The following is a 15116-nucleotide window of genomic DNA, read 5'->3' on the forward strand; positions in this document are numbered from 1 at the left end:
AGCAAGCGAATGTGACAGCTTTATGACATGGTCAAAATTTGTTGAAATAGTTGCCTACGCCCCGCAAACCGGCATTTTTCACGCGCTTGATGACATGGCTGAAGGCGCTTTATGACACGCCATGTCACAAGCGCGTCATATTTCACCATTACACTCTTGACACGTCATACGCATGTCAACGCGCCCGAATACGGCTAGAATTAACTGTCTGTAAAGTTGGAAGAATATGAAACCTGAACTGCACACGGAAGTGACCAAATCGGGCATCCTGCTTGACCGGGAATTGTCGCAACTGACCTTCAACCGGCGCGTGATGGCGCAGGCCGAAGATCCGAACATTCCCCTGCTCGAACGGCTGCGCTATCTGTGCATCGTCAGCAGCAACATGGATGAATTTTTCGAAGTGCGCGTGGCCAGCCTGCTGGCGGCCGGCAGCATCGGCGGCACCCTGGCCGGCCACCCTGCCCTGGCGGCCAATCTGCAGCGCATCGACAAGGAATGCCATGCGCTGGTGGAACAGCAGTACGAAATCCTCAATAACGACGTGCTGCCGGCGCTGCGCGCGGCGGGCGTGCATCTGCTGCGCGACCAGGACCGCAACGAGGCGCAGCGCGCCTGGGTCAAGAATTATTTCGACCGTGAAGTGCGCCCCCTGCTGACGCCGATCGGTCTGGACCCGGCGCACCCGTTTCCACAAGTAATTAACAAGAGCCTCAATTTCATCGTCTCGCTGAGCGGCAAGGACGCGTTCGGCCGCGGCACGGCGATCGCCATCGTCAAGGCGCCGCGCGTGCTGCCGCGCGTGATCAAGCTGCCGGACGACATCTCCGATGGCGTCTCGTTCTGCTTGCTGTCGTCCGTCATCCACGCGCATATCTCGGACCTGTTTGCCGGGCGCGAAGTGATCGCCTATTCGCAGTTCCGCGTCACGCGCGACAGTGACCTGTGGGTCGACGAGGACGAAGTCAAGAACCTGCGCCAGGCCCTCAAGGGCGAGCTGGTCGGCCGCCAGTTCGGCACCTCGGTGCGCCTGGAAGTGGCGCGCAACTGTCCGCAGGAACTGTCGCAGTTCCTGCTCGACCAGTTCAGCCTCGACCAGAGCCGCCTGTACCGGGTCAACGGCCCCGTCAACCTGGTGCGCCTGTCGGAAATGATCGACCACGTCAAGCAGCCAGCCTTGCGCTTCGCGCCGTTCATCCCGGGCCTGGCCCATAAAGCCATCGGCAACGACATCTTTGCCGCGCTGGCCAAACACGACATCCTGCTGCACCACCCGTATCAGTCGTTCCAGACCGTCATCGATTTTATCCGCAGCGCCGCCTACGACCCGGCGGTGGTCGCCATCAAGCAGACGATTTACCGCACCGGCATGAATTCGGACCTGATGGAATCGCTGATCATGGCCGCCAAGCTGGGCAAGGAAGTGACGGTCATCGTCGAACTGATGGCGCGCTTCGACGAAGAAGCCAATATCAACTGGGCCGACAAGCTCGAGCAAGCCGGCGCGCAGGTGGTCTACGGCGTGGTCGGCCTGAAGACCCACGCCAAGGTGGCCCTGGTAATACGCCGCGAAGAAGGCGCGCTGCGCTTCTATGCGCACCTGGGCACCGGCAACTACCACCCGACCACCACCAAGCTGTACACGGACTTTGGCCTGTTGACGGCCAAGCAGGACCTGGCGGTGGAAGTGAACGAAGTGTTCATCCACCTGACCAGCCTGACCAAGCCGCACAACCTGAACCACCTGTGGCTGGCGCCGTTCGGCCTGCAAAGCGAAATCATCAAGGCGATCCGCAACGAAGCGAAGATCGCCCGCTCGGGCCGCCGTGGCCGCATTATCGTCAAGATCAACGCGCTGGTCGATGAATCGGTGATCCGCGCCCTGTATGCGGCCTCGACCGATGGCGTGAAGATCGACCTGATCGTGCGCGGCGCCTGCACCCTCAAGCCTGGCGTGCCGGGCTTGTCGGAAAACATCAAGGTGCGCTCGGTGATCGGCCGCTTCCTCGAACACAGCCGCATCTATTACTTCCGCAACGACCTGGCGCACGATGTCTACCTGGCCAGTGCCGACTGGATGAGCCGCAACCTGTTCCGCCGCGTGGAAGTGGCCTTCCCTGTCCTTGACCGGGCGCTGAAACGCCGCGTGATTGCCGAAGGCCTGAACCCGTATTTGAAGGATAATACCAATGCATGGGAGCTGGAATCGACGGGCCAGTACACGCGCCGCAAGCCGCGTGCCAAGCAGACGCCGTTCAGCGCCCAGCAATACCTGATGCACAACCTGGGCACGCCCGCACCGGACGTAGGCGAGTAAGCCCGCCCAGCCACCGCCGACCACACCGACCAGGAGGAACACACCATGGATCTTATCTTGTGGCGCCATGCCGAAGCCGAGCCAGGCGTGCCCGACCTGGAACGCGCCTTGACTGTCAAGGGCCAGAAACAGGCGCGCCGCATGGCCGAATGGCTCGGTTCGCAATTGCCCGACAATTGCCGCATCCTCGTCAGCCCGGCGGTGCGCACCTTGCAAACGGCCGAGGCGCTGGGCCGCAAGTTCAAGCTGATGCCGGAACTGGCGCCCGGCGCCGAAGCGGAAGATATTTTAAGAGCGGCCAACTGGCCCGGCAACAAGGAAACCGTGCTGATCGTCGGCCACCAGCCGACCCTGGGCCAGGCCGCCGCGCTGCTGCTGACCGGCGAAGAGCAGGACTGGGACATGCGCAAGGCCAGCGCGTGGTGGTTTTCGCAGAGGGAACCGGGCGATGCCCTGAGCGTTTATCTCAAGGCGGTGATGGCGCACGACCTGGTGGTGAAATGACGCCAACGGCGTCGGCTTACGCGCTGTGCGCCAAGCCGACCTACGTTCCTCGCCAATCCGTAGGTCGGGTTAGCCGGAACGGCGTAAGCCGGCAACACCGTTGACTCTTGTGCAGCCTGCTTGTAAAGCGCCCGCTATCTGCTAGAGTTTAATTGCATCAACTACGCGCCGTGGCCACGCCGTGGCGCATTGAGCAACCCAGCGGACAGCCGTCCAACGACGGCTGAAACATCATGTTGACCTTTCTTGTCTTTCTCTTTATCGCCATCTTCGCCGCCATCATCGGCTTTGTCGCCTTTGAGCTGATCGAAGAAATGCGCGGCAGCCACCACAAACTGATGGACCGCTATCACGAGTAGCGCACCCAGCTCCGATCAATGGCGCCAGTGACGAGCAAACCCCGTCCCTCGCGCCATTGCCGTTTTTACACCCCGGTCTTGAACTTGGTATAAATGCGCGTCATCAGGCGGCGGATATCGGCCGTGATCGGCTCGGGCGCGGCCATGCGCTGCTTGTCGGCGTCCGGCAGGAAGATGGCCTTGTTCTCGGCGATATCCTTGCGCACGTATTTCAGGCTCGGCACGTTCGGATTGGCGTAGAACACCTTGTTGGTCAGGCTGGCGTGCACTTGCGGGCGCAAAATATAGTTGATAAAGGCGTGCGCATTGTTCGGATGTGGCGCGTCGGCAGGAATGGCCATGGTGTCGAACATCAGCGCGGCCGTCTTCGGCACCAGCACGGAGATCACATTGCCGTTCTTGGCGTCAATTGCGCGCTGGCGCGCGATATTGATGTCGCCCGACCAGCCCAGCGCCACGCAGACGGAACCGTTGGCCATGTCATTGATATAGCCCGACGAACTGAACAGGGTCACATATGGACGGATCGCCTGCAACACCTTGCCCGCTTCCTGGTAGTCGGCGGCGGTTTTGGAATACGCGGGCTTGTTCAGGTACTGCAGCGCGGCCGGCAGCACTTCGGACGGCGAATCGAGGAAGGACACACCGCACGATTTCAGTTTCGACACATACTTGGGATCGAAGATCAGGTCCCAGGCGTTTTCCGGCATCGGCATGGTGCCCAGCGCGGCCTTGACCTTGTTGACATTGATGCCCACCGTGGTGTAACCCCACAGCCAGTCGACCAGGTAGTCATTGTTCGGGTCGATCTTGGCCAGCTTGGCCTGCAGGTTGGCGTCGAGGTTGCCGATGTTGTTCAGCTTGCTCTTGTCGAGCTTGCGCAACAGGCCGGCGTCGATCTGCAAGCGCGCCCACTGGGCCGTCGGCACCACGATGTCATAGCCCGACTTGCCGGCCACCAGTTTCGCATTGAGGATTTCGTTATTGTCGAAAACGTCGTAGCGCACCTTGATGCCGGTTTCCTTCTCAAAATTCTTGATCGTCTCGTCGCCGATATAGTCCGACCAGTTGTAGATATTCAGGACTTTTTCTTCCTGGGCATGCGCGGGCACCGCCAGCACGGCCGCCGCCAAACTCATTGCCAGTACCATGCGTCGTCCTGCCTGCCATTTGCTTGCCATATCCCAACCTCCAGAGTCATCGAAAAATATTGCTGATGATAGCAACAAGGGCGCGGTCAGGTCCAGCCTGATCGCGCCCTCGCCTCTTGCTGCAAGAAGATTTACACCTTGTCGTGGCCCACCTGCGCGCCCGCAAACACCAGATTGCCGCCCTGCGCATCGATGCGGATCTCGTCCTTCGGCCCGAACTTGCCTTCGAGGATCAGCCTGGACAGCGGATTTTCGATCTGCTGCTGGATCGCGCGTTTCAACGGCCGCGCGCCATACACCGGATCGTAGCCCGCTTCGGCGATCTTCTGCAGCGCGGCATCGGTCAGCGACAGGCCCATGTCCATGCGCGCCAGGCGTTCTTCGAGGATCTTCAGCTGGATCTTGGCGATCGCGCCGATATTTTTCTCGTCGAGGCCATGGAACACCACGATCTCGTCGATACGGTTGACGAACTCGGGACGGAAGTGCGAGCGCACCTCGGCCATCACCGCCAGTTTCACCACGCCGGGATCATCGCTCTCCATCGCCTGGATTTTATGCGAACCCAGGTTCGAGGTCATGATGATGACGGTATTCTTGAAGTCCACCGTGCGGCCCTGGCCGTCCGTCATGCGGCCGTCATCGAGCACCTGCAGCAGCACATTGAACACGTCGGCATGCGCTTTTTCCACTTCGTCGAGCAGGATCACGCTGTACGGTTTGCGGCGCACCGCTTCCGTCAGATAGCCGCCCTCGTCGTAGCCCACATAGCCGGGCGGCGCGCCGATCAGGCGGGCCACCGAATGCTTCTCCATGAATTCGCTCATGTCGATGCGTATCATCGATTCTTCCGTATCGAACAAAAACGTCGCCAGCGCCTTGCTCAGCTCGGTCTTGCCGACCCCGGTCGGCCCCAGGAACATGAAGGAGCCATACGGCCGGTTCGGGTCCGACAGGCCCGCGCGCGAGCGGCGGATCGCGTCGGCCACGGCGGTGATCGCCTCGTCCTGGCCCACCACGCGCTCGTGCAGCTTTTCTTCGATATGCAACAGCTTGTCACGCTCGCCCTGCATCATGCGCGACACGGGGATGCCGGTCGCGCGCGACACCACTTCGGCGATCTCTTCGGCGCCCACTTGCGTGCGCAGCAGCTTGGGCTGATCAGGGTTGAGCTTGGCCACGCCGCTGTCGGCATGCTTGAGCTGGGCTTCCAGCTGCGGCAGCTTGCCGTACTGCAGTTCGGACACCCTCTGCCAGTTGCTTTCGCGCGTGGCCTGCTCCATCTGCAGCTTGACGTTTTCGATCTCTTCCTTGATATGCGTGCTGCCCTGCACCACGGCTTTTTCCGCTTTCAGGATTTCCTCGAAGTCATTGTATTCGCGCTGCAGCTTGACGATCTCTTCGTCGATCAGGCCCAGGCGGCGCAAGGACGCCTCGTCCTTTTCCTTCTTGACGGCCTCTTTTTCGATCTTCAGCTGGATCAAACGGCGTTCCAGGCGGTCCATCACTTCCGGCTTGGAATCGATCTCGATCTTGATCTTGGCCGCCGCCTCGTCGATCAGGTCGATGGCTTTATCCGGCAGGAAGCGGTCGGTAATGTAGCGGTGCGACAGCTCCGCCGCGGCGATAATGGCCGCGTCGGTGATCTCGACCTTGTGGTGCAGCGCGTATTTGTCCTGCAGGCCGCGCAGGATGGCAATCGTCGCCTCCACCGTCGGCTCGTCGACCAGCACTTTCTGGAAGCGGCGCTCGAGCGCGGCGTCCTTCTCGATATATTTGCGGTATTCGTCCAGGGTGGTGGCGCCCACGCAGTGCAGCTCGCCGCGCGCCAGCGCCGGTTTCAGCATGTTTCCGGCGTCCATCGCGCCTTCGGCCTTGCCGGCGCCCACCATCGTGTGCATCTCGTCGATAAAAACGATGCTCTGGCCTTCATCCATGGCCAGTTCCTTGAGCACCGATTTCAGGCGCTCCTCGAATTCGCCACGGTACTTGGCGCCGGCCAGCAGGGCCGCCATGTCCAGCGACAGCACGCGCTTGCCTTTCAGGGACTCGGGCACTTCGCCATTGACGATGCGCTGCGCCAGGCCTTCGACGATGGCCGTCTTGCCGACGCCGGGCTCGCCGATCAGCACCGGGTTGTTCTTGGTGCGGCGCTGCAGAATCTGGATGGTGCGGCGGATCTCGTCGTCGCGCCCGATCACCGGGTCAAGCTTGCCCTTGCGCGCGCGCTCGGTCAGGTCCAGCGTGTATTTTTTCAGCGCCTCGCGCTGGCCTTCGGCTTCCTGCGAGTCGACTTTATTGCCGCCGCGTACGGCTTCGATGGCGGACTCCAGCGACTTGCGGCTCAAGCCGTTTTCGCGCGCCAGTTTGCCGGCGTCGGACTTGTCGTCGGCCATGGCCAGCAGCACCATTTCGCTGGAAATGAACTGGTCGCCGGCCTTTTGCGCTTCCTTGTCGGCCAAATTCAATAGCGCCGCAAACTCGCGGCTGATCTGCACGTCGCCGCCGGTGCCGGAGACCTTGGGCAGGCGCTCCAGCGAGGACGTCAGCGCCTTGGACAGGCCGCCGACATTGGCGCCGGCGCGCTGCAACAGCGAGCGCGCGCCGCCGTCGTCCTGGTTCAGCAGGGCGGTCAGCAGGTGCACCGGTTCGATATAGGGATTGTCGTTGCCCACGGCCAGGCTTTGCGCGTCGGCCAGGGCTTCTTGCAGTTTGGTGGTGAGTTTATCTTGTCGCATGATGAAAAGTGCTCCCGGTTAATTCGTTGTGAATCAAATTGGGGTGTGGCGGTACTTTTCAAGCATACACATTGCAACAATATAATGCAGTGCGGCTGCGCTGGCGTCTACGGCAATCTTGACCTGAGAGGCCGGTTTACAAAGTGCGCCACTTGTCCAGCGCCGCTTCGTCGGTCACGCGCGCGTCGACCCAGCGCGCGCCTTGCGGCGTATCTTCCTTTTTCCAGAACGGCGCTTCGGTTTTCAGGTAGTCGATAATGAATTCGCAGGCCGCAAAGGCCTCGCCACGGTGGGCAGACGACACGGCCACCAGCACAATCTGCTCCTGCGGACGCAAGGGACCGACGCGGTGAATCACGAGAGCGCCGGCCAGCGGCCAGCGTGCCCGGGCCTGCTCGACGATGGCCAGGATCGATTTTTCCGTCATGCCCGGATAATGTTCGAGCTCCATCGAAGCCACGTCCAGGCCCTCGTTCATGTCGCGCACGGTGCCCACGAATCCCACCACGGCGCCGACTTTCGGGTCATGCGCGCGCAGCTGGGCGATTTCCGTGCTCAGGTCAAAATCGGCTTGCTCGATGCGCACACTGGTGTTCATTGCGCACCACCGATACGGCGCAGCAGTGCCTCGATGCGGCTGGCCGTGCGGGCATCGGTCAGCGCGGCGATCGCGCACAGCTGCATCAGCTGCGAGGCCTGCGTGAGCGGCTTCTGGCCCGATTTCAGCGACGACTGCAGCACGTCGACCTGCATTTTCAGGCGATCGCGCGCGAACTCGACGCCGCTGTCGACGCCGGCGACGATTTCCAGGCGCAGCACTTCTTCCAGCAGGCGCGGCACGTTCGCTTGCAATGTGGCCACATAGGCGGCGCGGCCGTCACCGATGGCGGCCAGCGCGGCGGCAAAGCGCGTCTGCAGGCTGCGTTCGTATTGCGCGTCGAGCGGCGGCAAGACACTCCAGCGTTCGGTCCAGGCCTGCGCATCAACCGCGCCGCCGTCGGACAATTCGGCTTCCAAAGCCTGCACCAGGCGCAGCTTGTCGCGCATGGCGTTCGCTTGCGCCGCGCCGGCGCGCTGGGCGATGGCGTCGGCCTGCGCCTGCAGCGAGGCGATGGCGTCCTGGTAGCGCTGCTCGATCTTCGCTTCGCTGGCGCGCGGCACGGGGCCGGTGCTGTTCCAGGCGGCGCGCGTGTCGCGCAGCAGCTGATTGATAAACGCCGTGCGCTGCTTGTCGTCTCCGTCTGGCACGACCACCGTTTCCAGCGTGGCGCACAGCGCCTCGCGCGCATGCAGGTGTTCGCGCCGCTCATGGTCGGCCGCATGCGCGGTTTCCTTGCGCCTGGCAAAAATATCGTCGCAGGCGGTGCGGAAACGCTGCCACAGCGCCTGCTCGGCGCGGCGCTCCAGCGGCAGCGCCTTGGCCAGTTCCTGCCATTTGTCCTGCAAGGCTTTGAGCATGTCGACCGTATTGCGTTCGGACGGTTTGAGCAGGCCCACTTCGACGATCAGCTGCTCGCGGCGCGCCGTCTCGATCTGGCGCTGGGTTTCCAGCGGCTTGGACAAGGCGTCCAGCGCCGCGCCGAATTCGCCGTCCAGGCGTTTCTTTTCCTTGCGGTCGATGGTGCCCAGGCGCGTCCAGGCCTGGCGCAGCCGCTGCGAACTCGACGCGACGTGTTTCCAGTCCGTGCTTTCCTCGGCGGCCAGGGCCGTTGCTTCAGCGATCAGTTCCTGGGCCTTGGCGGCATTGCCATGGCGCTCTTCGGCCAGCTGCCTGAAGTGCTGGGCCGCCGGCGCATAGGCCACCGTGCAGGCGGCGTCGAAACGCTCCCACAGTGATTTCGGCGCCGGGCCCGACAAGGTGTCGAGCGACTTCCAGCGCTCGCGCAGGCTGCCGACTTTTTTCGCCAGCTCGCTCATCGGCAGTTGTTGCGCCGGCAGCTCTTCACCGGCCTTGACCAGTTCCTCGCGCGAGACATTGCCGCCCCAGCGCGCCCAGTCGGCCAGGCGCTTGAACTCGCCACGCACATGGGCCAGGCGATCAGCCTGGGCCGGCGTCAAGCGGCCATGCTTGCTGTCGCGCAGGGTCTTGTCGTGCTCGGAGGCCAGGTGCAGCAGGCCTTCGGCCAGCGCCGCCTCCATGGCGTCGAGCGCCTTGAAAAACTGTTCGGTGGTTTCTTTTGACACTGGCGCAGCTTCCTGGCGCGCCTTGCGCAGGTTCGGACTTGATTCGACAGCGTCGGCAGCGGCTGGCGCTTCAGGCGCCAAAGGCGCCGGCGCCGTTGCCAGCAAGGCCAGGAATTGCTCCTGAAGGCTGTCGGAGAGCGGCGACTCGGGCAGGCGCGGCAGCGCTTGCCAGGCGCGCTTGAGTGCTGCCGGGTCCAGCGTGGCGGCATCCTGCGCCTGCCATTCGGTCAGCGCCGCCTGGCGCGCGTCGAACACGGCCTGGTGCTGCTGCAGCGCCTGCAAGGCTGCTTGCGCCTGCTCGCGCGCCTGGGCAAAGTCCAGGCCCAGTTGTTTCGGCAGCGAGGCGCGCTCGGGCGACTGCATATGCTGGGCGTGTTCGGCATCGATGCTTGCCAGCGCTTGCGCCAATTCGTGCGCCGACTGGCCACCGGCGGCCAGCTTGCGCGCCGTGGCCACCGCGTCGATGACGGCGCGCTGCAGCGCCACCTGCGCTTCCAGGCGCTTGGCCAGTGCGGCGCGGGCGGCGGCAAATTGTTCGGCCAGCTCTGGCGTGGCCTTGATGACCTGCCATTGGCGGTCCAGCTCGGCGACCTGGTTGGGGCTCAGTTTTTCGTCGTTCAGCAGGCGCTGCGCGGTAGCGATGCTCGCTTGCGCGCGCTGCGCTTCGGCAGCCTGGTGGCGTATCAGGTCGATGCGGCCCTGCACCAGCTTGGCGACGCGGCGGTCGGTATTGCGCATGGCCTGGTGGATTTTTTCCAGCAACGGCAGCGCGTGCACCTGTTCGGCCGCGATCAAACGGGCTTCGGCAAATTCGCTGGCAATAATGAAGTCAAAGGCGGCAGCCTCGTCGCCGGCGACGGCATGGGCGCGCGCCAGCTGTTCGGCGCGGCGCGATGCGCTCTGCGCCGTGGCGGCGGCCTGCTCCGCCACCACAGGATCCGGTGCGGTGGTTTTGCCGGCCTTGCTGGCCTTGCTGGCAGTACTCTTGAAGAGAAATTCGAACATGACGGGTTTCGCGTGGATCAAAACCACCATCATAACAAAGCCAGGGGCATTGCATCAGACAGCAATGAAGTAATTATCAAACAATAAACTTAAACTTTTTTCCATCACATCCGGCCTGATGCGTGTCTCAGGCAACACGATGCCGCGCCAGCAGCGCCGCCTCGTGCGCACCGGAGTTAGCGGCCACTGCCGGCGCATGTACCGCTGCGGCGGCGGGGGCAAGCGCGGCTGGCGGCACGAAGGGCAGCACGCGCGCCTTGCCGCGGCGGTTTTCTTCCATGCGCGCATCGTGCGCCAGAAACTGGTAGGCGATGGCAAACCAGGCCTCGCTGGCGATCACCCGGCGCGCCAGCGCGAACAGTTCACGCTCTTCCATTTCCAGCCGCGCCATCAGGGCGGCGCAGAAATGGTCGATGGCCGCCCCCAGCTGCTTGGCGTGCGATGCGATCTGTCCGGCGCCGTCGATGGTGGCCATGGCGCGCCGCTGCAGCAGGTTGACGCTTTCCAGCGCGGCACGGTTAAGCCTGCCCAGTTCGTCCAGCAAGCCGTCGGCATGCGGCGTGGCCTGGCGGATGGCGGGCACCAGATACTGATCAATCTTGCGCCAGTAGCCAAACTGGTACAGGCGGGCGAGCCATTCGCCCGCGTATTCGATATGCGCCATGCTCAGCCGGCGCTGCTGGCGCAACTGCGCGTGCATATATTGCTGGAACGACAGCAGGCTCACGCGGATAGTGGCCTGCTCGACCGACAAGGACACCAAAGTATAGGTTGCTGTTAGCATGCACTCACTCCCATCACTGCCGATACGCCTTGCTTGACCCAGGCTGGAAGTGAAAGTGTAAGGATTGCCGACATGGTCAAGCTTGATCCTGCACAAAACTGGTGCAGGCAAAGCGAACCCGGCCAGTCTTATTTTGGCGGCCGCAGGCTGATGTGCAACTCGACCACGCCAGGCTCTTCCGATGGCGTGACGCTGCCGCCAAAGCTTTTCACCAGCCGCTGCATGCCCTTGTTGCGCGCCATCGCCTCGCCCACCAGCGATTCGGTGCCGCGGCTGCGGAAGTAGTCGACCAGCTTTTCAAACAGGATATGGCCCAGGCCCTGGGCCTTCAGTTTCGAGCGCACGGCAATCGCGAAATCGGCCGTGATATTGTCCGGGTCGGCCACCGCGCGCACCACGCCCAGGGTTTCCGGCTCGCCGCCCGGCCCCGTGTGGGTGGCGATAAAGGCCATCGCGCGGTCGTAATCGATCTGCGTCAGGCGCGCCAGCTGCGACAGCGGCAGCTCGCGCATCGAGGTAAAAAAGCGCAGCCGCACATCGTCGGGGTCGAGCGCGTTGAACAGGTCGATATGCTGCAGCGCGTCTTCCGGGCGGATCGGGCGCAGCACGATGGACTGGCCCATCCACGCCACTGTTTCTTCCAGTTCCTGCGGATACGGCCGGATCGCCAGCCGGTCGGCGCTCTGGCCCGGCTGCAGGCGGATGCGCGCGTCGAGCGCGATCACGCCGTCGGCGTCGGCCACCAGCGGATTGATGTCGAGTTCGGCCAGCTCGCCGATATCGGCCACCAGCTCGGCCACCTGGATCAGCGTGTAGCAGATGGCGTCGATATTGGCGGCCGGCTGGTTGCGGTAGCCGGCCAGCAGTTTCGACACCCGCGTGCGCGAGAGCATGTCGCGCGCCAGCACCATGTTCAGCGGCGGCAGGCCGATCGCGTGATCAGCCGTCACCTCCACCGAGATGCCGCCCTGCCCCACCAGAATCACGGGGCCGAAGGCGCTGTCGGTGGTGACGCCGACGATCAGTTCATGCGACTGCGGCCGGCGCGCCATCTGCTGCACCGTGAAGCCATCGATCAGCGCGTCGGGCCGCATCTTGCGCACGCGCTTTTCCATCGCGGCGGCCGCGGTGCGCAAAATCGCCGGGTTGTCGAGGTCGAGCGCCACGCCGCCGACATCCGATTTGTGCGCGATATCGGGCGAATGAATCTTCAGCGCCACCGGATAGCCGATGTCCGCCGCCACTGCCAGCGCCTCTTCCACGTCGGCCGCCATGCGCGTGGTGGCCACCGGGATGCCGTAGGCGGCCAGGATTTCTTTTGACCTGCATTCGCCGAGCACCGTCTGGCCGGCCGCCAGCGCCAGCGCGACGATTTCACGCACGCGCGCGCGGCGCGGCGCGCCAGAGAGCGGCAGCTGGGCCGGCACCTCCATCAGGGTGTCCTGGTTGCGCCGGTACTGCACGATCTGCATGAAGCCATGCACGGCTTTTTCAGGCGTATCGTAAGTCGGGATGCCGGCGCGGTTGAACACCTGGCGCGCCGGCGCCACCATGGTGCCGCCCAGCATGCACGACAACACCGTGCGCGACGTGGCCTTGATCAGCGGCGTGACGGCTTCGGCGATTTCTACCGACGACACCATGGCCGTCGGCGCATGCAGCAGCAGCATGGCGTCCGCTTCCGGTTCCGACAGCAAGGGCTTGAGCGCGTCGACATAGCGCTGCACCGGCGCGTCGCCGGCCAGGCCCACCGGGTTGTCATGCGACCAGCCCGGCGGCAGCGCTTTTTCCAGCGCGATCACGGTCTCGGGCGACAGTTCGGCCAGCTTGCCGCCCTTGCCCACCAGCGCGTCGGTGGCCATCACGCCCAGGCCGCCGCCATTGCACAAGATCGCCAGCCGTTCGCCGCGCTGAGCGCGGATATGCGTGAGCGTTTCCACGGCGTCGAACAGCTCCTCGGCCGAATACACGCGCAGCATGCCGGCGCGTCGTATCGCCGCGTCATACACGGCGTCCGAGCCCGCCAGCGCGCCCGTATGCCAGGCCGCCATCGCCGCGCCTGCCGCTTCGCGCCCCGCTTTCAGCACAATCACCGGTTTGCTGCGGGCGGCGGCGCGCGCGGCCGACATGAATTTGCGCGCCGCCTGGATGTCTTCCATGTACAGCAAAATGGCAGCCGTATCGACGTCGCCGGCCAGGTAGTCGAGCAGGTCGCCGAAATCGATGTCGGCGCTGCCGCCGAGCGAAATGAACTTGGAAAATCCCACGCCGTGCGCATGCGCCCAATCAAGCACGCCCGATACCAGCGCACCCGACTGCGACACGAAGGCGATCTTGCCGGCGGTCGCGCCCACATGGGTAAAACTGGCGTTCAGGCCGATCTTCGGCACCAGGAGGCCCATGCTGTTCGGCCCCAGGATGCGCAGCAGATGCGGCTTGGCCGCTTTCAGCATCAGGTGGCGCAGCTTGCCGTGTTCGGCATGGTCCAGCCCTGCCGTCATGACGATGGCCGCGCGCGTGCCCATGCTGCCAAGATCGCGTATCAGCCCCGGCAAGGTGGCCGGCGGGGTGCAGATAATGGCCAGGTCCGGCGCCTTGGGCAACTGCGACAGCTTGTGATAGCAGCGCAGGTCCTGCAATTGCGCGTACTTGGGATTGACCGGATAGATGGCGCCCTGGTAGCCGCCCTGCAGCAGATTGTCCAGGGCGATGGCGCCCAGGCTGCGTTCGCGCCGCGAAGCGCCGACCAGGGCCACCGAGGCCGGCTTGAACAGCTTGTCGAGATTACGGATACTCATGCTCTGGCCTTATGGACTGTGCTGGTGATCTGCCTGTAGCGGCTGCGCCAGTGTATAGGATGCGCCGGTAAAAAAACTTGACCTTGCGGTGAGTTTTGTCAAAAAGTGATGGCCGTGCCATTACCAGCGCGAGCGGTGGCTTTCCGCCACCCCCGCCAGTTGCGCCACGATGCGCTTCGGTGCGCTGGCGCTGGCGCGCACCCAGCCGCTGAAGGTGCCGATCGGCTGGATATAGCGGCTGGCCGCCAGCCACAACTGGCGCTCCTCGCGGCGCGCCCCTTCCGGTTTGAAATGCAGGTCGAGCAGGTCGTCGTCGGTCCACACATGCCAGGGCGAGAGCGGATTGTCGGGATTGAAATCGAAATGGGCGCGCGCCAGCGGATACAGCTGGCCGTCGAGCCACAGCGCGTTTTCCTGCGCGCCAAAGTAGCCGGCCTGCAGGTTGAAACCGATATCGAGCCCATGCGCCGAGGCCCAGCGCCATTCCGTCTCGCGCGCCAGCAGGCCGTTCGAATAATCGAAGCTGGCCACGCCGTCGTCGAGGCTGTAGCCGACGGCGCCGCAGCGCACCGTGCCCCACAGCGGCAGGCCGCCCGACTTTTGCGTCGCATGCACGCTGCCGCCCGCCACCGGGCCGACAGCGAGCAGCACCGGCGAGACCGGCGGACCGAATTCGGCGTCGATGCCGAAGTGGCCGCTATCGAGCCGCAGGCGGTAGCGCTGCTGCGGCGCCGCCTCGATGCTGATGGTTTGCGACAGAAAACGAAAGCGGCTGCAGCTGCTGGCGGCCGCATGCGGCGCCACGCTGGCCGACAAGCCCGGCACGCCGTCGCGCGAGAACGAGGCCACCAGTTTGCCCTTGCGGCGGTCGAAAGCATAGGCAAAGGCGGTGCTGGCCCAGCCCAGGTCGACAATGGCCACCGCGCAAAACAGCTGCGGCGTGGCCAGCGCCACGTAGTGCCAGCGCTTGTGATGCAACAGCCGCCACAGGCCGCCTCGCGCATGGGGCTGCGCCAGCCGCGCCCAGTCGAATGCCTGCGCCAGGCCGGCATGGCGGCCGCACAAAGGCGCGCCGCTGGCGTCGATCACGGTGGCCGGCGCGGGTGGCAAGGTCATGCGGCTGGCCCCCGGTCCGGCTTGACTCGGCGATGCTGGCGACGAGGATGGTTCGTGCGTTTTTTCATACGCTGAAGATACCGCATTTTTCGCGCGCGGTTCGCATGGTTGACGCGCCTGCAAGGCGCTTGATTGTCCGCTTGACAGCCATGGACGGCCG

General features: G+C 64.0%; 10 protein-coding genes. 3 read left to right on the top strand and 7 right to left on the bottom strand.

Annotation, left to right across the window (positions count from 1 at the left end):
• Positions 1-226 precede the first annotated feature (226 nt).
• The 3 genes from ppk1 (at position 227) to ASR47_RS28180 (ending at position 3180) form a co-directional block, all read left to right on the top strand.
• The gene (gene ppk1, locus ASR47_RS16685) at positions 227-2317 is read left to right on the top strand and encodes a polyphosphate kinase 1 (protein WP_065308889.1); all 2091 of its coding nucleotides are present in this window, start codon (positions 227-229) and stop codon (positions 2315-2317) included.
• A gap of 45 nt (positions 2318-2362) precedes the next feature.
• A complete protein-coding gene (sixA, locus tag ASR47_RS16690) occupies positions 2363-2821 on the top strand; it encodes a phosphohistidine phosphatase SixA (RefSeq protein WP_065308890.1) in 459 nt (152 codons plus the stop codon).
• 233 nt (positions 2822-3054) lie between these two features.
• Positions 3055-3180 carry a hypothetical protein gene (locus ASR47_RS28180; RefSeq protein ID WP_254926692.1) on the top strand — a complete coding sequence of 42 codons (126 nt, stop codon included), beginning with the start codon at positions 3055-3057 and terminating at the stop codon, positions 3178-3180.
• 65 nt (positions 3181-3245) lie between these two features.
• Here the strand turns inward: ASR47_RS28180 and ASR47_RS16695 are convergent, their stop codons facing one another.
• From ASR47_RS16695 to ASR47_RS16725, 7 genes are all read right to left on the bottom strand, one after another.
• Positions 3246-4331 (bottom strand): polyamine ABC transporter substrate-binding protein, encoded by a 1086-nt coding sequence (locus ASR47_RS16695; protein ID WP_245714377.1) that lies wholly within the window; start codon positions 4329-4331, stop codon positions 3246-3248.
• 131 nt (positions 4332-4462) lie between these two features.
• Positions 4463-7069 (bottom strand): ATP-dependent chaperone ClpB, encoded by a 2607-nt coding sequence (gene clpB / locus ASR47_RS16700; RefSeq protein WP_065308892.1) that lies wholly within the window; start codon positions 7067-7069, stop codon positions 4463-4465.
• Between the two features lie 136 nt (positions 7070-7205).
• Positions 7206-7667, bottom strand: a complete 462-nt coding sequence (gene moaE, locus ASR47_RS16705; protein WP_065308893.1) for a molybdopterin synthase catalytic subunit MoaE — start codon at positions 7665-7667, stop codon at positions 7206-7208.
• Positions 7664-10258: a DUF349 domain-containing protein gene (locus tag ASR47_RS16710; protein ID WP_065308945.1), complete on the bottom strand. Its 2595-nt coding sequence runs from the start codon at positions 10256-10258 to the stop codon at positions 7664-7666. The genes moaE and ASR47_RS16710 overlap by 4 nt, the downstream gene beginning before the upstream one ends.
• Positions 10259-10385: 127 nt before the next feature.
• Positions 10386-11042, bottom strand: coding sequence for a ferrous iron transporter B (locus tag ASR47_RS16715; protein ID WP_150127838.1), 657 nt, complete (start codon positions 11040-11042; stop codon positions 10386-10388).
• A gap of 128 nt (positions 11043-11170) precedes the next feature.
• Positions 11171-13840, bottom strand: coding sequence for a bifunctional acetate--CoA ligase family protein/GNAT family N-acetyltransferase (locus ASR47_RS16720; protein WP_065308895.1), 2670 nt, complete (start codon positions 13838-13840; stop codon positions 11171-11173).
• A 120-nt stretch (positions 13841-13960) separates the two neighbouring features.
• On the bottom strand, positions 13961-14956 hold the full coding sequence (locus ASR47_RS16725) for a DUF2804 domain-containing protein (protein ID WP_065308896.1): 996 nt from the start codon (positions 14954-14956) through the stop codon (positions 13961-13963).
• Between the last annotated feature and the right edge of the window lie 160 nt (positions 14957-15116).

The sequence above is a fragment of the Janthinobacterium psychrotolerans genome, assembly GCF_001677885.1.
In the GTDB taxonomy this organism is placed as follows: Bacteria; Pseudomonadota; Gammaproteobacteria; order Burkholderiales; family Burkholderiaceae_D; genus Janthinobacterium; species Janthinobacterium psychrotolerans.

Coding starts and splice junctions, on each gene's coding strand:
- ppk1 (WP_065308889.1), top strand. CDS start 227: ATGAAACCTGAACTGCACACGGAAGTGACCAAATCGGGCATCCTGCTT.
- sixA (WP_065308890.1), top strand. CDS start 2,363: ATGGATCTTATCTTGTGGCGCCATGCCGAAGCCGAGCCAGGCGTGCCC.
- ASR47_RS28180 (WP_254926692.1), top strand. CDS start 3,055: ATGTTGACCTTTCTTGTCTTTCTCTTTATCGCCATCTTCGCCGCCATC.
- ASR47_RS16695 (WP_245714377.1), bottom strand. CDS start 4,331: ATGGTACTGGCAATGAGTTTGGCGGCGGCCGTGCTGGCGGTGCCCGCG.
- clpB (WP_065308892.1), bottom strand. CDS start 7,069: ATGCGACAAGATAAACTCACCACCAAACTGCAAGAAGCCCTGGCCGAC.
- moaE (WP_065308893.1), bottom strand. CDS start 7,667: ATGAACACCAGTGTGCGCATCGAGCAAGCCGATTTTGACCTGAGCACG.
- ASR47_RS16710 (WP_065308945.1), bottom strand. CDS start 10,258: ATGTTCGAATTTCTCTTCAAGAGTACTGCCAGCAAGGCCAGCAAGGCC.
- ASR47_RS16715 (WP_150127838.1), bottom strand. CDS start 11,042: ATGCTAACAGCAACCTATACTTTGGTGTCCTTGTCGGTCGAGCAGGCC.
- ASR47_RS16720 (WP_065308895.1), bottom strand. CDS start 13,840: ATGAGTATCCGTAATCTCGACAAGCTGTTCAAGCCGGCCTCGGTGGCC.
- ASR47_RS16725 (WP_065308896.1), bottom strand. CDS start 14,956: ATGACCTTGCCACCCGCGCCGGCCACCGTGATCGACGCCAGCGGCGCG.